At 59.3% G+C, this 17,723-nt stretch carries 22 protein-coding genes; 12 read left to right on the top strand and 10 right to left on the bottom strand.

The annotated features are described in order from the left end of the window. Positions 1 to 39: 39 nt before the first annotated feature. The 3 genes from G3A56_RS20770 to G3A56_RS20760 all read left to right on the top strand — a co-directional run bounded on the left by G3A56_RS20770 (position 40) and on the right by G3A56_RS20760 (position 1,556). Entirely contained in the window at positions 40 to 828 is a 789-nt protein-coding gene (locus tag G3A56_RS20770) for an N-formylglutamate amidohydrolase (protein ID WP_082185338.1), read from the top strand. A gap of 16 nt (positions 829 to 844) precedes the next feature. After that, the gene (locus G3A56_RS20765; RefSeq protein WP_082185339.1) at positions 845 to 1,150 is read left to right on the top strand and encodes a DUF1244 domain-containing protein; all 306 of its coding nucleotides are present in this window, start codon (positions 845 to 847) and stop codon (positions 1,148 to 1,150) included. Positions 1,151 to 1,298: 148 nt separating this feature from the next. Then, positions 1,299 to 1,556: a DUF2312 domain-containing protein gene (locus G3A56_RS20760; RefSeq protein WP_006314683.1), complete on the top strand. Its 258-nt coding sequence runs from the start codon at positions 1,299 to 1,301 to the stop codon at positions 1,554 to 1,556. Positions 1,557 to 1,624: 68 nt separating this feature from the next. Here the strand turns inward: G3A56_RS20760 and G3A56_RS20755 are convergent, their stop codons facing one another. The 5 genes from G3A56_RS20755 to G3A56_RS20735 all read right to left on the bottom strand — a co-directional run bounded on the left by G3A56_RS20755 (position 1,625) and on the right by G3A56_RS20735 (position 4,447). Then, on the bottom strand, positions 1,625 to 2,239 hold the full coding sequence (locus G3A56_RS20755; protein WP_082185340.1) for a tetratricopeptide repeat protein: 615 nt from the start codon (positions 2,237 to 2,239) through the stop codon (positions 1,625 to 1,627). A gap of 100 nt (positions 2,240 to 2,339) precedes the next feature. Next, positions 2,340 to 2,465 (bottom strand): type B 50S ribosomal protein L36, encoded by a 126-nt coding sequence (gene ykgO, locus G3A56_RS20750; protein ID WP_003497670.1) that lies wholly within the window; start codon positions 2,463 to 2,465, stop codon positions 2,340 to 2,342. A 139-nt stretch (positions 2,466 to 2,604) separates the two neighbouring features. Next, positions 2,605 to 3,702 (bottom strand): 5-(carboxyamino)imidazole ribonucleotide synthase, encoded by a 1,098-nt coding sequence (locus tag G3A56_RS20745; protein WP_137067639.1) that lies wholly within the window; start codon positions 3,700 to 3,702, stop codon positions 2,605 to 2,607. A 26-nt stretch (positions 3,703 to 3,728) separates the two neighbouring features. After that, entirely contained in the window at positions 3,729 to 4,196 is a 468-nt protein-coding gene (purE, locus tag G3A56_RS20740) for a 5-(carboxyamino)imidazole ribonucleotide mutase (protein ID WP_035243258.1), read from the bottom strand. A gap of 47 nt (positions 4,197 to 4,243) precedes the next feature. After that, a complete protein-coding gene (locus G3A56_RS20735; protein ID WP_003497661.1) occupies positions 4,244 to 4,447 on the bottom strand; it encodes a YdcH family protein in 204 nt (67 codons plus the stop codon). A gap of 235 nt (positions 4,448 to 4,682) precedes the next feature. Here G3A56_RS20735 and G3A56_RS20730 point away from each other — a divergent pair, with 235 nt between their 5' ends. After that, on the top strand, positions 4,683 to 4,859 hold the full coding sequence (locus G3A56_RS20730) for a YdcH family protein (protein WP_035222179.1): 177 nt from the start codon (positions 4,683 to 4,685) through the stop codon (positions 4,857 to 4,859). 98 nt (positions 4,860 to 4,957) lie between these two features. Here G3A56_RS20730 and G3A56_RS20725 read toward each other — a convergent pair whose 3' ends face one another. Further along, positions 4,958 to 5,722: a sulfite exporter TauE/SafE family protein gene (locus G3A56_RS20725; RefSeq protein ID WP_003497657.1), complete on the bottom strand. Its 765-nt coding sequence runs from the start codon at positions 5,720 to 5,722 to the stop codon at positions 4,958 to 4,960. Between the two features lie 104 nt (positions 5,723 to 5,826). Between G3A56_RS20725 and G3A56_RS20720 the strand changes: the two genes are divergently transcribed. The 6 genes from G3A56_RS20720 to G3A56_RS20695 all read left to right on the top strand — a co-directional run bounded on the left by G3A56_RS20720 (position 5,827) and on the right by G3A56_RS20695 (position 12,545). Then, a complete protein-coding gene (locus G3A56_RS20720; RefSeq protein WP_035222740.1) occupies positions 5,827 to 6,480 on the top strand; it encodes a thiamine phosphate synthase in 654 nt (217 codons plus the stop codon). Between the two features lie 8 nt (positions 6,481 to 6,488). After that, the gene (locus G3A56_RS20715) at positions 6,489 to 7,589 is read left to right on the top strand and encodes a tetratricopeptide repeat protein (protein ID WP_164056815.1); all 1,101 of its coding nucleotides are present in this window, start codon (positions 6,489 to 6,491) and stop codon (positions 7,587 to 7,589) included. Positions 7,590 to 7,753: 164 nt separating this feature from the next. Continuing rightward, complete coding sequence (locus tag G3A56_RS20710) at positions 7,754 to 8,554, top strand: inositol monophosphatase family protein (RefSeq protein ID WP_082186028.1); 801 nt, start codon at positions 7,754 to 7,756, stop codon at positions 8,552 to 8,554. Positions 8,555 to 8,755: 201 nt separating this feature from the next. Then, positions 8,756 to 9,775 carry a flagellar motor protein MotA gene (locus G3A56_RS20705; RefSeq protein WP_082186029.1) on the top strand — a complete coding sequence of 340 codons (1,020 nt, stop codon included), beginning with the start codon at positions 8,756 to 8,758 and terminating at the stop codon, positions 9,773 to 9,775. 2 nt (positions 9,776 to 9,777) lie between these two features. Then, entirely contained in the window at positions 9,778 to 10,809 is a 1,032-nt protein-coding gene (locus G3A56_RS20700) for a peptidoglycan -binding protein (RefSeq protein WP_082185342.1), read from the top strand. 89 nt (positions 10,810 to 10,898) lie between these two features. Next, a complete protein-coding gene (locus G3A56_RS20695; RefSeq protein ID WP_082185343.1) occupies positions 10,899 to 12,545 on the top strand; it encodes an FAD-binding dehydrogenase in 1,647 nt (548 codons plus the stop codon). Here the strand turns inward: G3A56_RS20695 and G3A56_RS20690 are convergent, their stop codons facing one another. After that, on the bottom strand, positions 12,546 to 14,345 hold the full coding sequence (locus G3A56_RS20690; protein WP_082185344.1) for an ABC transporter transmembrane domain-containing protein: 1,800 nt from the start codon (positions 14,343 to 14,345) through the stop codon (positions 12,546 to 12,548). It lies immediately after the preceding gene. 261 nt (positions 14,346 to 14,606) lie between these two features. On the opposite strand from G3A56_RS20690, the gene rpmE reads away from it, so the two are divergent. Then, positions 14,607 to 14,828 (top strand): 50S ribosomal protein L31, encoded by a 222-nt coding sequence (gene rpmE, locus G3A56_RS20685; RefSeq protein WP_003497640.1) that lies wholly within the window; start codon positions 14,607 to 14,609, stop codon positions 14,826 to 14,828. A 153-nt stretch (positions 14,829 to 14,981) separates the two neighbouring features. On the opposite strand, the gene rcdA is transcribed toward rpmE, so the two are convergent. From rcdA to G3A56_RS20670, 3 genes are all read right to left on the bottom strand, one after another. Further along, complete coding sequence (gene rcdA, locus G3A56_RS20680) at positions 14,982 to 15,497, bottom strand: protease adaptor protein RcdA (RefSeq protein WP_035242899.1); 516 nt, start codon at positions 15,495 to 15,497, stop codon at positions 14,982 to 14,984. Between the two features lie 403 nt (positions 15,498 to 15,900). Beyond that, complete coding sequence (locus tag G3A56_RS20675; RefSeq protein ID WP_082185345.1) at positions 15,901 to 16,092, bottom strand: DUF1192 domain-containing protein; 192 nt, start codon at positions 16,090 to 16,092, stop codon at positions 15,901 to 15,903. Then, entirely contained in the window at positions 16,089 to 17,378 is a 1,290-nt protein-coding gene (locus G3A56_RS20670; RefSeq protein WP_035242897.1) for an MFS transporter, read from the bottom strand. The genes G3A56_RS20675 and G3A56_RS20670 overlap by 4 nt, the downstream gene beginning before the upstream one ends. Before the next feature lie 136 nt (positions 17,379 to 17,514). Here G3A56_RS20670 and G3A56_RS28475 point away from each other — a divergent pair, with 136 nt between their 5' ends. Then, complete coding sequence (locus G3A56_RS28475) at positions 17,515 to 17,670, top strand: hypothetical protein (RefSeq protein WP_003497629.1); 156 nt, start codon at positions 17,515 to 17,517, stop codon at positions 17,668 to 17,670. Positions 17,671 to 17,723: the final 53 nt, after the last annotated feature.

The raw sequence follows: 17,723 nt of genomic DNA, 5'->3' as shown, positions 1-17,723 counted from the left end.
TCAAGCTTTTCTCCTCAATCCTGCCCCAGAAAATCATCGATGAACGACTTCATACCCTATGAAATCATAGAAGGCGATTATGACAAAGGCATGGTTCTTCTGGCGGACCATGCCATGAACCTCCTGCCGGCACACTACGGCAAACTTGGCCTTCCGCAAACCGCTTTTCATCGCCATATCGCATTTGATATCGGCATAGAAGGATTGACGCGGTCGCTCGCCGCCCGCCTTGGCGTGCCAGCGGTCCTCGGGCGCTTTTCGCGGCTCCTGATCGATCCGAATCGCGGCGAAGACGATCCCACTCTCATCATGAAGATTTCTGACGGCGCCATCATCCCCGGCAATCACCCGATTTCTGATGAGGAATGGCAGAAGCGCATCGAGATTTTTCACCGGCCTTATCACGATGCCGTTGATCGCGTGCTCAACGGTGTCGCGCAGTCGTCCGGGGAGGCGCCTCTCGTTCTGTCGCTGCATTCCTACACGCCGTTCTGGAAGGAAACGCCGCGGCCCTGGCATGCGGCTGTTTTGTGGGACACGGATAATCGTGTGGTCGATCCGCTTCTGGCGCATCTGCGCGCGACCGGCGACATTCTCGTCGGCGACAACGAACCCTATGACGGAGCGCTGAAGGGTGACACAATGTACCGCCATTGCATGATGAAGGGCATGCCGCATGCGCTTCTTGAGGTTCGGCAGGATCTGATCGCGGATGAGGAGGGGATTGCCGACTGGTCGGACCGGCTCGCTCCCATTTTTGCCGCAATGAACGACGATCCCGTCCTGCATGAATACCAGCTGTTCGCCTCCCGCACCGGCCCCTATTGAGCCTGGAGTTGCCCCCATGACGATACAGAACGACAAACAGCAGATCGAGTTCGAGGCCGCCGCCTTCCGCCGTTTGGTGCAGCATCTTCGCGAGCGCCATGATGTGCAGAACATCGACATGATGAATCTCGCCGGCTTCTGCCGCAACTGTCTTTCCAACTGGTATCGGGAAGCGGCTGAAGAGGCGGGTGTTCCGCTCAGCAAGGATCAATCCCGGGAAATCGTTTATGGGATGCCCTATGAGGACTGGAAGGCAAAATATCAGGCGGAAGCGAGCGACGCCCAGAAAGCTGCCTTTGAGCAGAGCCGACCCAAGGAATAACCCCTGATCGACGGAAACGACTTGACGTGAGGCCCGGCAATGGGCAGTTCACAGGCCTGAATTTGTGCCGCCCGGGTGGTGGCGACCGGCAGGAGCTTCCAACCGGATCGAATGACAAGGCTCAGATGAGCCGCCAATGAAGGATGATATGATGGACGAAACCAGCACCACCGAAACCGTCGCCGCCGCCGAACTGCGTCAATTCATCGAGCGCGTCGAGCGTCTCGAAGAAGAAAAGGCCGCCATCCAGGGAGACATCAAGGATGTCATGGGTGAGGCGAAGGGTCGTGGTTACGATACCAAGGCGATCCGCACCATCATCCGCCTGCGCAAGAAGGACGCTAACGAGCGTATTGAAGAAGAAACCATCCTGCAGACCTATATGGCTGCGCTTGGCATGGAATGACCGGCTGATGCTGAGTTAGTAAAAAATCGCCGCTTTTGCGGCGATTTTTATTTGTGCTTTTTGCAATCTCAGCCGCGTGTGCCGGCCAGCTTTTCGGAAAGATCGATGGCCTGTTTGCGGGCGTCCTTGTCTGCAGGGTAGAGAGCCAGATAGCGTTCCCAGGCCTTCAGAGCCAACTCGTCGCGGCCTGAGGCTTCGAGGATGTTGGCGAGGCTTGCCAGTGCGGGAAAATAGCGTGGCTCCTTTTCCAGCGTCAGGTTGATATCCGCCATGGCCTTGCGGGTGTCGCCATCGGCGAAATGCACCATGGCGCGGCGATAGGGCGCCTGCACATAGTCGGGATCGAGCAGGATGATCTGGTCGAGAAAATCGTAAGCGGCGGCATTGCGCTTCTCGTCTGAAGCTTCGCCTGCCCATTGCATCAGAAGATTGATCGTCGCACTGCCGGAATCACTCCATTCGGAAGCAATCTGGTTGGCGATGCTGCGCGCCTTGACGGCGTTTCGCTCTTTTTTCAGGGATGCGAAAAGCGTGTCGACGGTCTTGGCGGGCGCGGGCTCTGCAACTGCGGGCGCTTGCCCGTCTGCGGCATGACTGATGGCAGCCATTCCCGGAAACACGGGGGCCGAAAACAGGAAACCCTGAGCGACGATGATAGCCATGCAAAAACGATTTGGGCGCATGGGTCAAAGCTTAACCCGACTGCGCCCAATATCAAATGCAAAGTTCTACTCTGTCAACAAAGTGATCCGCGATCTGATCGCGAACCGCAGTCGCAGTCAATCAGCCCTGACGAGCCTTGAAGCGCGGGTTCTGCTTGTTGATGATGTAGACGCGGCCCTTGCGGCGAACCAGGCGGTTATCGCGATGACGGGCCTTAAGCGCTTTAAGCGAATTCTTGATTTTCATTTTACTGGTCCGCAGTTTTGCACGGCTTTTACCGTGCTTATTCAAACAATCAAAAGCGCGCAACGGGGCGCGCTCTTTTCGGTTGGCAGGCAAATACCCGTTTGACCCCTGCCTGTCAACACTTGCCGGTGTCTTTGCCTTAAAAGACTGAGGGTTTTCCTGTGTGCAAAAGCTCGGTCACATGGCCCATCTTGCGTCCGGGCCGCGCTTGCGTCTTGCCGTAGAGATGCACGAGACAGTCTTTTTTCGACAGCCACGCTGGCACATCGTTGATGTCGTCGCCGATGAGGTTGGTCATGACGCAATCCGAATGGCGGGCCGTGCTGCCGGGCGCAAGACCCGAGACCGCACGCATATGCTGTTCGAATTGCGAGATCACGCAGGCGGCTTCCGTCCAGTGCCCGGTATTGTGAACACGTGGCGCCATTTCATTGGCGACAAGCGAACCATCAGGCAGGACGAAGAACTCGATGCCGATCACGCCGACATAATCGAGCGCCGCCAGAAGCTTTTCCGCCGACTGTACGGCAACATCCTTCGCCCCGTCGGAAAGCGCTGCCGGCACGGTCGAAGTATGCAGAATGCCGTTCAGGTGAACGTTCTCGGCGGGATCGTAGCAGGTGACCGTGCCGTCCCTGAACCGGGCGGCGATGATCGAAATCTCCCGCTCGAAGGCAACGAAGCTTTCGAGGATGAGCGGCACGCCGCCAAGCGCCTCAAAAGCGCCCGTGGTGTCCTCGCCACCCCGGAACAGGCGCTGGCCCTTGCCGTCATAGCCCATGCGGCGCGTCTTCAGCACGCCCTTGCCACCAAAGGCGGCCAGTGCTGCCTCCAGATCTTCCTGGCTGTCCACAGCGCGAAAATCGGCGGTCGGAATGCCGCAACCGTTGAGGAAGCGTTTCTCCGTCAGCCGGTCCTGCGAGGCGCTGAGCGCCTGCGGCGGCGGATAGACAGGAACGGAGGCGGCGAGCGTCTCGGCTGCCGCAACGGGCACGTTCTCGAATTCGTAGGTCACGACATCGCAAAGACCGGCGAGTTCGGCAAGCGCGGTTTCATCGTCATAATCCGCGACGATCTGGCTGTTGCAGACCTGTGCGGCCGGACAATCGGCCTGGGGCTCCAGCACGATGGTGCGGTGGTTGAGGCGGGCTGCGGCCATTGCCAGCATGCGGCCGAGCTGTCCGCCGCCGATAATGCCGATGGTGAGGTTGCCCTTGGTCAGATTATTGGTGCCCATCGTCGCGTCAGCTGTCCCGGATGCCGTCACTGTGCGTTGTCCATGGGATATTCGGCCACGGCCGCCGACTGGCGCGCGCGCCACGCATCGAGCCGGTCAGCCAGATCCTCGTCGCCGAGCGCGAGAACCGCTGCCGCCAGAAGTGCCGCGTTGATCGCACCGGCCTTGCCGATGGCAAGCGTTCCGACGGGAATGCCGGCGGGCATCTGGACGATGGAATAAAGGCTGTCCTGTCCGGACATCGTCTTGGACTGCACCGGAACACCGAAGACCGGAAGCGGGGTCATGGCCGCGGTCATACCCGGCAGATGTGCAGCGCCGCCCGCACCGGCGATGATGACCTTGAAGCCCTCATCCTTTGCGCCATTGGCGAAATCATAAAGTCGATCAGGCGTGCGGTGGGCGGAAATGATGCGGGCTTCATATTCCACATCCAGCGCATCCAGCGTATCGGCGGCGTTCTTCATAGTTTCCCAGTCGGACTGGCTGCCCATGATGATGGCGACGGGGGGCGTTTCTGCTGTCACGTAATTTCTCCGGCTCAGGCGATGATATCGGGAATGACCTGGTCTTCGAGCTGGGTCATCTTGTCCTTGACGGCCAGCTTCTTCTTTTTCATGCGCTGTATCCTCAGCGCATCGCAACTGGTCTGGATCATCGCGTTGATCGCCGCGTCATAGTCTTCATGCTCCTGGCGCAGCCGCGCCAGCGTGAGCCTGATGTCCGCCTGGTCCTGATCGGGCATCTTGTCATCCCCATTTTATGCCAGCCGGATAGCCTCCGGCGCGTATGTCGTCTGTTCCGAGCCTCTATCATCAAATCGCGGTAACGGGAAGTTATCCGTTGCGACCAAATTGCCCACTTATTGCCTTCATTTCGCCTTCGACAATACGATTAATCCATGTCACATTGTCGTCGCAAACCTGAAACTCCAGCGATGGAGAGCTGGAGGTAGGCTTAAAAATGGAAGGACGTGCCGCATGACCATTCAGGCTCATATTGCATCGCTCGAAAAGAAACACGGTGCTCTGGAGGAAGAGCTCGAAAGTATTCTTGCTTCCCCGTCTTCGGACGACACAGAGATCGCTGACCTCAAACGTCGAAAACTGCGCCTGAAGGATGAACTGCAGAGGCTTAAAGCCTCCACAAGGCATTAAATGATGCCATGCCGCAGCCTTCGATGAAGGACTGACGGTTCCTTTTCGGCCCTGGCGGCGCCTGCGGTGTTGCCAGGGCTTTTTAGTGGCTGTGAAACCTAGAGGGGCAGTCCGTCCCAGAGCAGTTTCAGGGCTGCGATCAACGCCATGGCATACATCAGCGGGTAAAACACGGATGGTTTCAGATATTTCACCACCCTTGCACCGGCGAGCGTCGCCAGCATCGCGACCGGCAAGAGGCTGGCCGAGGTCTTGAGGTTGGTGGCGTCCAGCGCGCCCAGCGCAAAATAGGGGATGAGCTTGATCGCGTTCATGATGGCGAAGAAACGCACGCTCATGCCGGTATAGGTCTTGGGATCGAGCTTCAGCGGCAGAACATAGATCTGGAAGGGCGGGCCGCCCGCATGGGCGACGAAACTCGCATAACCCGACAGGCTGGACCAGAGCGTCGCTGCGGCCGGTCGTTGCGGTCTAGCCGGGATTTGCTGCCCGTTGCGGCTTTTGAAGCTCTCGTGGAAATAGCGCAGCACAAAGAGGATGGTCACAGAGGCGACGACGAGCCGCATGGCATCCGCGGATATGAGGCTTGAGGTGGCCCAGCCAAGTGCAATGCCGGCGATTGCGCCGGGCAGCATGATGAGGAGCGTCTGCCGATGGTTGTGGTGTCGCCAGGCCCAAAGCGCCACGAGATCCATCACGATCAGGATCGGCAGGAAGATCGCCGCCGCCTGTACCGGCGGGATTGCAAGCGCCATCAGCGGCACGCCCATCAGCGCCAGCGCGCCGCCCAAACCACCCTTGGAAAGGCCGACAAGCACGACTGCGGGGATGGCGACGAGGAAAAAATGAAAATCGGTCAGCATGGATGGATGGTTGATCCTTTCGCCGGTCCGGTTTATCGGATTTATCATATCAAAACGAGTGCAGATCGCGCCGGAAGTGTCTTCTGCCTGAAATGGACGAACCAATGACCATAGTTGAAGACCGTTGCCGCCTTGTTCTGATCGTCCCGCAGTCGGACGATGCGCAAAAGCAGGCGACAGATGTGGAAGAAGCACTGCGGGGCGGCGATGTGGCCTCGGTCATCATTCCGCAATACGGTCTGGATGACGCCTCTTTCCAGAAGCGTGCCGAACTGATCGTGCCTCTCGTCCAGAAGGCGGGTGCGGCTGCGCTCATCGCGGGCGACAGCCGTGTTGCGGGCCGGGTGAAGGCGGATGGCCTGCATGTGGCGGGCAATGCCGAGGCGCTTGCCGAAGCCGTTGAAAATTTCACGCCCAAGATGATCGTCGGCGGCGGCAATGCGGATGACCGTCACAAGGCTCTGGAACAGGGCGAGTCCAATCCGGACTACGTCTTTTTCGGCAAGCTCGAAGGCGACATCAAGCCGGAAGCGCACCCCAAAAATCTGGCGCTTGGCGAGTGGTGGGCTTCGATGATCGAAATCCCGGCCATCGTCATGGGCGGCACGGATCCATCCTCGGTGGTTGCCGTTGCTGAAACCGGCGTGGAATTTGTGGCGATGCGCAGCGGCGTTTTCGACAATGCTGCCGGCGCCGCACAGGCCGTTTCTGAAATCAACGCATTGCTTGACGAAAAAGCGCCACGGTTTGGCGGTTGATACAGGCGATGTTCATGCGCTCGGTTCCCTTCTGCCTTTCCGTTTCGCTGATGACGCTGATTTTTGGCGCGTCGGCGGGCGTTGCTTTTGCCCAGTCCGGACCGCAGAGCGAAAGCAACGCGCTTTCCCGGCAGATGGAGGATGAGGCGCAGCCTTCCCGTCAGGGCAGGGTGCAATCCGAAGAACAGAAGGATTTGCAACCGTCGCAGGGCGTCAACGTCTATCAGCGCATGGGTGCCGAACTGCCTGCTCTGCCGCCTGAAAAGGAGTTCAAGGGCAGGGTGGACGAGGCCTATGGCCATTTCCAGCGCGGTGAATATGTGCAGGCGCTCGACAAGGCATTGAACCGTGCGCAGAACGGCGATGCGGCCGCCCAGACATTGGTGGCGGAAATGATGTCGCGCGGGCTCGGCATTGCCCGTGACGAAAAGACAGCGGCTTTCTGGTACCAGCAGGCGGCGCAGGGTGGCGATGCGGTCGCCATGTTCAAATTCGCCCTGATCCTGATGGAAGGTAAATTCGTCACCCGCGACAAGGTGAAGGCCGACGATTACATGCGCCGGGCCGCGGAAGCCGGCAATGCCTCGGCCCAGTTCAACTGGGGGCAGATACTGGTTTCGGAAAATCCTGGTGCCAAGGGATTGCTGATGGCCATGCCGTTTTATGAAAAATCCGCCGAACAGGGCATTGCCGATGCGCAATATGCGGTGTCGCAGATTTATTGGTCGCTCAAGGATGTGCCGGCTGAAAAGAAGGCCAAGGCCCGGGATTGGCTGACGCGGGCTGCAAAAGCCGGTTACGATACCGCGCAGGTCGATCTCGGTATCTGGCTCGTCAATGGGTTTGGCGGCGAGCGAAATCTGGATGAGGGCTTCCGCTGGCTTTATGGCGCCGCACAGCGCGGCAATGTCGTGGCCCAGAACAAGGTGGCGCACCTCTATATTCAGGCACTGGGCACCCGACCCGACCCGGTGGAAGCGGCCAAATGGTATGTGCTTTCCCGGCGTGCAGGGCTCAAGGATCCGGCTCTCGAGGATTTTTATCTCGGCATCACCGACGAGCAGCAGAAAAAGGCGATCGAGGCCGCAAATCGGTTCCGCCCGGTGTGATGCAGGGCGGTTCAACCGTCGCCAGCTTCGGCCCGCAGGCTTTTTGCCTTGAATTTCCGCGCGTTTTGTGGTCTTGAACCGCAAACTTTCAATTCAAGAAAATAATGACGTGCCTGCCCGGCAAGCTTTCGGGCGGCTCGCAAGCTTTCCAGGAAACAAACTCGATGGCCCGTTCAGCCCTTCTCAATGTCATGGTTCAGGCCGCCATCAAGGCGGGTAAGTCTTTGTCGCGTGACTTCGGTGAAGTGCAGAACCTTCAGGTTTCGGTCAAGGGACCGAGCGATTTCGTATCGCAGGCAGACCTCAAGGCCGAAAAGATCGTGCGCGAAGAGCTGATGAAAGCCCGCCCGACCTATGACTTCCTGGGTGAGGAAGGCGGCGAGGAAAAAGGCAGTGACGGCGCGCATCGCTGGATCGTCGATCCGCTTGATGGCACGACCAACTTCCTGCACGGCATTCCGCATTTCGCCGTTTCCATCGCGCTGGAGCGCAACGGCGAAATCGTCGCCGGTGTGATCTTCAATCCGGCCACCGACGAACTCTACACCGCCGAGCGTGGCGGTGGCGCCTTCCTCAACGATCGCCGCATTCGCGTCGCTGCGCGTAAAGCGCTGACCGATTGCGTCATCGGCTGCGGCGTGCCGCATCTCGGCCGTGGCAATCACGGCAAGTTCCTCGTCGAGCTTCGTCACGTCATGGGTGAAGCGGCCGGCATTCGCCGCATGGGTGCGGCAGCGCTCGACCTTGCCTATGTTGCTGCGGGCCGTCTCGACGGTTTCTGGGAGGCGGATCTTTCGCCCTGGGACATGGCGGCCGGTCTGGTGCTGATTCGCGAGGCCGGTGGCTTCGCCTCTGATATCAAGGGCGGCACGGACATCTTCGGCAGCGGTACTGTTGCGGCTGGAAATGAATATATCCACAAGTCGCTTGTGGAAGTCGCCAACCGCCCGATACCGGGCCGCTGATCGATTTCGGCAGAAAACCTGCCGTTTAGTGCAAGTTTTTAAGCGCCCGGCGAACCCTTGCCGGGCGTTTTTGTTTTTCTGAGCGCTGGTCCTATCCGTCTTTGCAAAATGCGTATGACGAAAGACCGGCTTTTCGCTTCAAATCGTCGCAATTTTCAAATAGCTTCCGCTGGATACCTGACCGAAGGGAATGCGAACGTTATGGCGGATTCGGAGTTACTTGATCTCGGCGTCGAGAAACCGGTGACCACGCGGCAATACAGCCACAAGCTGTCCAGCCCGACACCGTTTCTCTGGACGATGGTTCTGTTTCTGATCCTCGTGGGCTTTCTGGCGGCCATTCTTTACCGGCAGGCGCACACCGCCTTCATGACGAACCCGGGCCTCAACGGTTTCATTCTCGGCGTTCTCGCCATCGGCATCATTCTGGTGTTCACGCAGACCATGAGCCTGCGCTCGGAAGTCCGCTGGTTCAATGCCTTCCGCGCCGCCGGCAGCGTTGAGAAGGTTGGCCGTGCGCCAAAACTGCTTGCCCCCATGAGCACGCTGATCGGCAAGCGCGGCGAGGTCCGGCTTTCCGCCGTTACGCAGCGGACGATCCTCGATTCCATCGCGACTCGCCTTGATGAGACGCGTGATACCTCGCGTTATCTCGTTGGCCTTCTGGTGTTCCTTGGCCTGCTCGGCACCTTCTGGGGTCTCATCGGCACCATCGGCGCCATCAGCAACGTCATCCAGTCGCTTGATCCAAGTGCTGGTGATAGCAACGATATTCTCGGCTCCCTCAAGGCCGGCCTGACTGCGCCGCTGGCGGGCATGGGAACGGCGTTTTCCTCGTCGCTGCTTGGTCTTTCGGGCTCGCTGATCCTCGGATTTCTCGATCTTCAGGCCGGCCGCGCCCAGAACCGTTTTTATACCCAGCTCGAAAACTGGCTGTCTTCCGTTACGGATACCTCGGTGGAAATGCCGAGGGAGTTCAAAGCTGAGCCCGGCGCGGTTGTCAGCACCGAGCGTTCGCTTGCAGCCATGACCAGCCTTGCCGAGGGCATTCAGGGCCTGGTCAAGAATATGCGCAGCGAGCAGCAGATGTTGCGCGACTGGATCGAGGCGCAGCAGGAGGAATCACGATCGCTTCGCCGCACGCTCGACCGGCTGTCGACGCGTATCGATGGTGAGACGAAATCTTCCGGACGCACCCGGCACGATAACGGGAGCGAGTAGCCATGGCGCTTGCGCGCAACCGCCGCCGCGACAGGGGTGTGGATTATTGGCCGGGTTTCGTCGATGCGCTCTCGACGCTGCTCATGGCCATCATGTTTCTGCTCACGGTTTTCGTGCTGGCGCAATTCGTGCTGTCGCGAGAAATCACCGGCAAGGACGAGGTGCTGACGCGCCTCAACAGCCAGATAGCGGAACTGACCGAACTTCTGGCCATGGAAAAGGGCAACAAGCAGGATATCGAGGACGCATTGGCGAGCCTGCAATCCACGCTTGCCGCATCCGAAAGCGAGCGTTCGCGCCTGCAGTCGCTTCTCGATGCGGGATCGGGCAACAGCGCAAGCGCCAATGCCCGTATTGGCAGCCTGACCGGCGAACTGGATGATCAGAAGCAGGCCAATTCCCGCGCCTCCGCACAGATAGAATTGCTCAACCAGCAGATTGCAGCGCTCAGGGCGCAGATTGCTTCCGTGGAAGCCGCGCTGCAGGCGTCGGAGTCCAAGGACGCCTCGTCTCAGGTCAAGATCGCCGATCTCGGCCGCCGTCTCAATGTGGCGCTGGCGCAGAGAGTACAGGAACTGAACCGCTACCGGTCTGATTTCTTCGGACGCCTGCGTGAAATTCTTTCGGACCGCGAAAATATCCGCATCGTCGGCGACCGGTTCGTCTTCCAGTCCGAAGTGCTGTTTCCCTCCGGGGGCAACGAGCTCAATCCGCAAGGGCAGGCGGAGATGGAGAAGCTGGCTGTCGCTTTGATCGATCTTGCCAAGGAAATCCCGGCGGAGATCAACTGGGTTCTGCGCGTTGACGGCCATACCGACAATGTCCAGCTTTCCGGCTCCGGACGTTACCGCGACAATTGGGAACTTTCCTCTGCCCGCGCCACCTCGGTGGTGAAATTCCTGATCTCCAAGGGCGTTCCGTCAAACCGGCTGGTCGCGGCCGGTTTCGGCGAATATCAGCCGATTGCAGAAGGCGACACGCCGGAAGCGCGTCAGCAGAACCGCCGTATCGAGCTCAAACTCACCGAGCGCTGAAACAGCGGGCCGCATTAGGGCGGTTGCCTTGGGCGGCAAGTGAATTTACGTTCGCGTAAAAGTAATTCCGTCATATCTGGGAGGGGCTGATGGAACGATATGATGTGATTGTCGTCGGTGCGGGGCTTGCCGGACTGGTTGCGGCAACGGAGGCTGTCGAGCGCGGCCTCAGCGTTTGCGTGGTGGATCAGGAAGGAGAACAAAACCTTGGCGGGCAGGCCTTCTGGTCGCTTGGTGGTCTGTTTTTCATCGACAGTCCCGAGCAGCGCCTGATGCGGGTGCGCGATAGTCTTGATCTTGCCCGGCAGGACTGGTTCGGCTCGGCAGGTTTCGATCGTTCCGAGGACCATTGGCCGCAACGGTGGGCGGAGGCCTATCTCAATTTCGCCGCCGGTGAGAAACGCGAATGGCTGCATCGGTTTGGCATGCGCTGGTTTCCGGTGGTTGGCTGGGCCGAGCGTGGCGGCGCCCTTGCCCATGGCCACGGCAATTCCGTGCCGCGTTTCCACGTCACATGGGGCACGGGTCCCGGCGTGCTGGCGCCTTTCGCTGAAAAGGCGAAAACCATGGCTGCAAGCGGCCGGCTAACCCTCCGGTTTCGTCATCGCGTCGATCGGCTGGATATCACCGACGGCCGGGTGACTGGCATTTCCGGCGCTGTTCTTGCGACAGACCCGGTGCAACGCGGGCAACAGAGTAGCCGGGACGTAACGGGGGATTTCACAATTGCAGCCCCGGCCGTCATCGTCAGTTCCGGCGGCATTGGCGGCAATCAGGAGCTGGTGCGGCGTAACTGGCCGATAGAGCGGCTGGGTGAGCCCCCCGCGAACATGGTCTGCGGCGTACCCGCTCATGTGGATGGTCGCATGCTTGCCATTACGGAAATGGTGGGTGGAACAGTCATCAATCGCGACCGGATGTGGCACTATACCGAAGGTGTGAAAAACCACGATCCGATCTGGCCAGACCACGGCATCCGCATACTGCCCGGCCCTTCCTCCTTCTGGTGCGATGCCGATGGAAACCGGCTTTCAGCGCCGGCGATGCCGGGCTTCGATACGCTCGGCACGCTTAAAATGCTGGGCGAGCGCGGCAGCGGCCATAGCTGGTTCATCTTGACCAAGGCGATCATCAAGAAGGAGTTTGCGCTTTCAGGTTCGGAACAAAACCCTGATCTGACGGGCAAGAATATGCGGCTGCTGCTCAAACGGCTGGGCAAGGAACCGCCCGGGCCGGTGAAGGCCTTCATGGAGCGTGGTGAGGATTTCGCCGTCCGCGATACGTTGGAAGAGCTTGTCCCGGCAATGAACGCGATCAGCGGCGATGACCGATTGGATATTGGCCATCTTCGCCACCAGATAGAGGCGCGCGACCGTGAGATCGAGAACGGTTTCTGCAAGGATGCGCAGGTAACGGCAATCCATGGCGCGCGGCGTTATCTCGGCGACAGGCTGATGCGCACCGCAAAACCGCATCGGCTGCTCGATCCGGCGATGGGTCCCTTAATCGCCGTGCGTCTGCATGTATTGACGCGAAAAACGCTGGGCGGCCTGCATACGGACCTTGAGGCGCGGGTGCTGGATGCCGCCGGTGCGCCGGTGCCGGGCCTTTATGCTGCCGGCGAGGTGGCCGGTTTCGGCGGTGGCGGCATGCACGGCTATAATGCGCTTGAGGGCACATTCCTCGGCGGCTGCCTGTTTTCCGGCCGTGTTGCGGGGCGCAAAGTGCTGGCGTGATTACGCCTGGGCGCGCAATTCGTCCGGCCCCGTCTGGAATTGCAGCCGGGCAAGTTTGGCGTAGAGGCCGTTCTGGCGAATGAGGCTCTGGTGCGTGCCTTCCTCGATGATGCGGCCTTCATCCATCACCAGAATGCGGTCCGCCTTCAGCACGGTGGCAAGGCGATGGGCAATGACGATTGTGGTGCGGGTCTTCATCAACTCATCCAGAGCTTTTTGCACCAGCATTTCGCTTTCCGCATCAAGCGCGGATGTCGCTTCGTCGAGTAGCAGGATCGGCGCATTGCGCAGGATGGCGCGGGCAATCGCGATGCGCTGACGCTGGCCGCCGGAAAGCGTAACGCCCCGTTCACCCACCTGCGTGTCATAACCATCGGTCAGTCGCGTGATGAAGCTGTCCGCCTGTGCGGCGGTGGCTGCGGCGCGGACTTCTTCGCGTGTCGCATCCGGCCGGCCGAAGGCGATGTTGTCGTGGATGGATGAGGCGAATATCGCCACGTCCTGCGGGACGATTGACAGGTGGGCGCGCAGGTCTGCCAGGCTGACGTCGCGGATATCGCTGCCATCGACGGTGATACGGCCCTGCTGCGGGTCGTAAAACCGCATCAGCAGCGAAAATACCGTGCTTTTGCCAGCGCCTGAAGGGCCGACAATTGCAACGGTTTCGCCGGCGCTGACCTTGAAGGAGAGGCCGGAGATGATCGGCCGTCCCGTCGCGAGGGGGTAGATGAAATCGACATTCTCAAATGCCGCCTCGCCGCGCGGCGGCTGTATCAGGGCAATGGGCGCCGTCGGCTCGATGACGGGTGAGCGCTCGTCCAGCAGTTCGGAAAGCCGTTCGGCCGCGCCGCCCGCCTGCGCCAGTTCACCCCAGACTTCCGAAAGCTGGCCAAGGCCGCTTGCGGCGATAACCGAATAAAGCACGAATTGGCCGAGCGTGCCGGCGGTCATGCCGCCGGACAGGACGCTCTGTGCGCCATACCAGAGAATGCCGACGACGCTGCCGAAGACCAGTGCAATGGCAACGGCGGTGAGGATGGAGCGTGCACCGATCGCCGCGCGCGCACCCTGATAGGCGGCTTCCACGGAGGCGCCATAACGCGCATTTGCGAGGGTCTCGGCATTGAAGGATTGCACGGTGCGGCTCGCCGCAATCGTCTCGGAGGCATAGGCGGCGGAATTCGCCAATGTGTCCTGTGTGGTGCGCGAGCGGGCACGGACAGAACGGCCGAAGGCAATCAGCGGAAAAACAATGAAGGGAATGGCAAGCAGCGCAAGGCCGGAAAGGCCGGGGCTGGTATAGATCATCATGGCGACAGCGCCGCAACACATGATGATGTTGCGCAGCGCCACGGAGGCGGATGAACCGAAGGCGGAGCGGATCTGCACCGTGTCGGCCGTCAGCCGCGAGGTCAGTTCACCGGATCGATTGGTATCGAAAAACTGCTGCGACAGCGTGGTGAGATGGGCAAAGACATCGCGGCGCAGATCGGCAACGACCCTTTCGCCAATTGTCATGACGTAATAATAGCGCATGGCGCTGGCAAGCGCGAGGAGGACGGCAATCGCCAGCAGCATGGCGAAATAGCTGTTGATCATGCCGCCATCCGGCGTCTGGAAACCGTGGTCGATGATGCGGCGAACGGCAAGCGGCAAGGCAAGTGTCGTGGCGGAGGAGAGGACAAGTGCGAAAATGGCAGCCGCCATCAGGCCGCGATAACGCCTGAGATAGGGGAAAAGGCCAAGAAGCGGCTTCAGGCTTCTCTGTTTCGCCGCTTTCTGCGCTTCAATATCTGCCACGTCCTTTATGCTCCTCGTTCCGCGCCGTTTTTCGGTCTTTTGGGGCCAGATTTCCGGCCCGCGGTAAAATTCCTGCCCCTGCGGCCATCTCCTTTCACAAGGGGATAGCAGGCTCTTGTTATCTGGGCGACCTTCATGTATAGGCTCCGCATCGAATTGGGAAGCCATGGCCCATCTGGTCTATGGCTTCATTTATTGAAATGGCTCAGTTGACGCAATTGCGGCAAATGGACCGCACGTCACTTAACCAGGAAGATTGTCATGAAGGCTGATATCCATCCCGATTATCACACGATCAAGGTGGTCATGACCGATGGCACCGAATACGAAACCCGCTCCACCTGGGGTTCGGAAGGCGCCGTCATGAACCTTGAAATCGACCCCAAGTCCCATCCGGCATGGACGGGCGGCAACCAGCAGCTTATGGACCGTGGTGGTCGCGTTTCCAAGTTCAACAAGCGTTTCGGCGGCCTCGGCCTCTGATCCACTTGCGGACGGATCGTTTAAAAAAGCCCGGTTTTTACCGGGCTTTTTTGTTGCCTTTTCCAATGATGATGGGTGGGCACGTATAGCCCAAAACAAAAAAGCAGGCTTGCCAGCCTGCTTTTCAAATTGTCCGGATAAGATCGTCTTTTCTCAGTTGATGGAGAAAGCCGTGCGCAGGAGGTTCAGTTGTGCCTGCACGCTGTTTTCGTTGTCCGGCACCTTGGTGGCTTCGGACGGGCGATAGATTTCGCGGTCGAGAAGGGCGATGCGGTTCTGGAGGCGCAGCGACCGTTCGATGAGGTCGCGGAAGGATTCCGGCAGATCGTTCCAGCCGGGCGCGTTACGGTCGACATTGAAGCTGTCGAGACGCACCTTGTTCTTCTCGCTCAGAACCTGATCGCGCGTCATCTCGCCATTGTTGACGGCGCGCTGCAGAAGCAGCCAGGAGGCCATCTGCATCAGGCGGGTGGTGAGGCGCATCGATTCCGCTGCATAAAGAACGGAAGCCATGCGCGGCAGAACCTTGGAAGCAGCGCGACCAGCGCCATCAAGGTAGCTAGCCGTTTCCTCAACCAAGGTCATGCCTTCGGTATAGAGGGTTTTGAACTGGTTGGAAGCAGCCGCGCGACCCGCAAAGCTTATGGTATTTAAAACCTGTTCCGACATTTTCTTTAAATCCCTGCTCACGCACCACACTGTCAGGCAACGACGACCGGGATATTTTGTTCCGGCCTTTAGTGTTTTCAGGATGGTATCTTTACCTGAAATGCGCAAGGCAATTATTAAAGAAGGGTTAATACCCACAGTTTTACGAAATCCGGATGCCGGCAAAAAAAGAGCCGCGAAAGCGGCTCTCAAGGTAAAACAGGGAGAAAAATCAGACCAATTCGCCGAATGGAGAAGATGCCTGAGGTCCAGAAGAACTGGACATGTATAGTAATCTCTCAGAAAGCTTAATTTTTGGTTAATGGTAAACGAAAGACTGCGCCAGAATATTTACACCCGCGCACCATTCCGGCCGCAGCTTGCGGTTTGTCGGCTTCTTCCCGGGCGTTTCTGCGGGCCTTCGTCAGGAGCGGAAGAGGTTCTCCGCCGCCAGCCGGCCCGCCGATTTCCTTGTCCGCTCCTCTTCCAGCCGGGTGATTTCCGTTTGCAGGAGGTCGATACGGTTGCTGAGTTCGTCCACGGAAAGAAGGCTGAGATCGCCGCCGATCTCATGCGCCAGCGGTTTTTGCGGACGGTCATCGTCAAAGAGGCTCATATGCCTGCTCCTTTTTCAACATAGTCGCCATCGTCCTCTGGATATTGCGGCGCGCGCGGATCAAGTGCAATGCTTTCCGGCGTGACGAGCGGCGAGGGCGTCGTCGGCATCATGGTCGAGAAATTGTCCTTTTCGTCGGTCGAAAGGGCGGCGCGCTGACGGCTTCTGATGATGGCATAGGCCGTTATCAGCACGTGGGCGACGGCCGTCACGAAGAATAGCGCATATGGGCCGGAATAGGTCATGACCGCGCCGCCGAGTGTCGGGCCGATGATGGTGCCGATGCCGTAAAGCAGCAGCAGCCCGCCCGACACCTTGACGAAGTCTTCCGATGCCGCGTAATCGTTGGCATGGGCCACGGCGATGGGATAAAGCGCGTTGGCGGCGGCGCCGTAAATGGCGATCATGGGGATAAGGACGTAGACATTGTGCGGCTGCACGGCCGCAACGGCCAGACCCGCGACTGCGCCAAGACCTGCCAGTCCGGCAAGCACATAACGGCGGTCTATGCGGTCCGAAAGGCGGCCGGCCGGAAATTGCGCGAGCGCGCCGACGAAGATCGTGACGGACACCATGATGGCGATCATGGTCGGATCAAGACCCGCCCGTGCGCCGAAAACGGCGCCGAGCGTGCCGTAAGCACCGTTGGCGATGCCGATCATCAGGATACCGACGAAGGAAACCGGCGAGTTGCGGTATAGAGCCGGTAAATCCAGCTTGACCTTCTGCAAGGGCTGCGGACTGTCGGCCTTCGAAAGCGTGGCTGGCAGAATCGCGATGCAATAGATGATGCCGCAGATCATGAACAGCGAGTTGTTGCTGATGTCGCCCATCGGCACGATCATCTGCCCCGCCACGACGCCAAGCAGGGTGATGGCTATATAAAGCGAGAAGATCATGCCGCGGCTCTCATTGGTCGCGCGTTCGTTCAGCCAGCTTTCGATGATCATGGACGTGCCGGCCGTGCAGAAGCCGGTGAGCGCGCGCATGGTGATCCACCAGACGTCGTCAATGATAAGACCCGTCATCAGCACGGTCAGGCAGACCAGCGCAACGAAGGAGGCGAATGCCCGCACATGCCCCGCCCGGCGCACGATGGCGGGTGCCACAAAGCAGCCGATGACGAAGCCGGCCGCCCAGGAGGTGCCGAGAAAGCCCAGAATTTCATTGGAATAGCCTTCGGCCGAACCGCGCACCGGCAGCACAAGGCCCTGGAGGCCGTTACCGAGAAAAAGAAACAGAGTGCTGGATAAAAGAGCGAATACGGGTAGAAGATTTCTGCTCATGAAGACACTCTCATGCGTTCGGACGGACGGTCGGACAGGCCATAGAACGGGATTACCCGAATGAGTTGCACTCTTCTGGTGAACGCTAAAAATGTCCAGCCTGTGACGATGCAGAAATAAAGAAAAGGCTCAACAAATGACAAAGGCGATCGGCCTTTTTTTACTGCTGGCCATGGTGGTCCAGATCATTCGGCCGCTCGGCCTGCCGGGCCTTAAAAAAAGGGGCGATTGCTGGAAGATAGCGGTTGCCGCCTTTGTCATCTGGTCGGCCACGCTTCTCCTGCGCCCGTAAAGAAAAAAGCCGCCCATGGGGCGGCTTTGATTTTTCGGCGTGCCTGTCGGCCT

This window comes from Rhizobium oryzihabitans (assembly GCF_010669145.1).
In the GTDB taxonomy this organism is placed as follows: Bacteria; Pseudomonadota; Alphaproteobacteria; order Rhizobiales; family Rhizobiaceae; genus Agrobacterium; species Agrobacterium oryzihabitans.
This window is presented reverse-complemented; position numbering and strand designations above follow the sequence as displayed.

Bases quoted from the DNA above. Each gene is read 5' to 3' on its own strand.
- G3A56_RS20670 (WP_035242897.1), bottom strand. From the start codon at position 17,378: ATGAGCAGAAATCTTCTACCCGTATTCGCTCTTTTATCCAGCACTCTG.
- G3A56_RS20700 (WP_082185342.1), top strand. From the start codon at position 9,778: ATGGCGCTTGCGCGCAACCGCCGCCGCGACAGGGGTGTGGATTATTGG.
- G3A56_RS20755 (WP_082185340.1), bottom strand. From the start codon at position 2,239: ATGCGCCCAAATCGTTTTTGCATGGCTATCATCGTCGCTCAGGGTTTC.
- rcdA (WP_035242899.1), bottom strand. From the start codon at position 15,497: ATGTCGGAACAGGTTTTAAATACCATAAGCTTTGCGGGTCGCGCGGCT.
- G3A56_RS20720 (WP_035222740.1), top strand. From the start codon at position 5,827: ATGACCATAGTTGAAGACCGTTGCCGCCTTGTTCTGATCGTCCCGCAG.
- G3A56_RS20730 (WP_035222179.1), top strand. From the start codon at position 4,683: ATGACCATTCAGGCTCATATTGCATCGCTCGAAAAGAAACACGGTGCT.
- G3A56_RS20725 (WP_003497657.1), bottom strand. From the start codon at position 5,722: ATGCTGACCGATTTTCATTTTTTCCTCGTCGCCATCCCCGCAGTCGTG.
- G3A56_RS20765 (WP_082185339.1), top strand. From the start codon at position 845: ATGACGATACAGAACGACAAACAGCAGATCGAGTTCGAGGCCGCCGCC.
- G3A56_RS20760 (WP_006314683.1), top strand. From the start codon at position 1,299: ATGATGGACGAAACCAGCACCACCGAAACCGTCGCCGCCGCCGAACTG.
- G3A56_RS20675 (WP_082185345.1), bottom strand. From the start codon at position 16,092: ATGAGCCTCTTTGACGATGACCGTCCGCAAAAACCGCTGGCGCATGAG.
- G3A56_RS20745 (WP_137067639.1), bottom strand. From the start codon at position 3,702: ATGGGCACCAATAATCTGACCAAGGGCAACCTCACCATCGGCATTATC.
- G3A56_RS20710 (WP_082186028.1), top strand. From the start codon at position 7,754: ATGGCCCGTTCAGCCCTTCTCAATGTCATGGTTCAGGCCGCCATCAAG.
- G3A56_RS20695 (WP_082185343.1), top strand. From the start codon at position 10,899: ATGGAACGATATGATGTGATTGTCGTCGGTGCGGGGCTTGCCGGACTG.
- ykgO (WP_003497670.1), bottom strand. From the start codon at position 2,465: ATGAAAATCAAGAATTCGCTTAAAGCGCTTAAGGCCCGTCATCGCGAT.
- G3A56_RS20735 (WP_003497661.1), bottom strand. From the start codon at position 4,447: ATGCCCGATCAGGACCAGGCGGACATCAGGCTCACGCTGGCGCGGCTG.
- G3A56_RS28475 (WP_003497629.1), top strand. From the start codon at position 17,515: ATGACAAAGGCGATCGGCCTTTTTTTACTGCTGGCCATGGTGGTCCAG.
- G3A56_RS20705 (WP_082186029.1), top strand. From the start codon at position 8,756: ATGGCGGATTCGGAGTTACTTGATCTCGGCGTCGAGAAACCGGTGACC.
- purE (WP_035243258.1), bottom strand. From the start codon at position 4,196: ATGGGCAGCCAGTCCGACTGGGAAACTATGAAGAACGCCGCCGATACG.
- rpmE (WP_003497640.1), top strand. From the start codon at position 14,607: ATGAAGGCTGATATCCATCCCGATTATCACACGATCAAGGTGGTCATG.
- G3A56_RS20770 (WP_082185338.1), top strand. From the start codon at position 40: ATGAACGACTTCATACCCTATGAAATCATAGAAGGCGATTATGACAAA.
- G3A56_RS20715 (WP_164056815.1), top strand. From the start codon at position 6,489: ATGTTCATGCGCTCGGTTCCCTTCTGCCTTTCCGTTTCGCTGATGACG.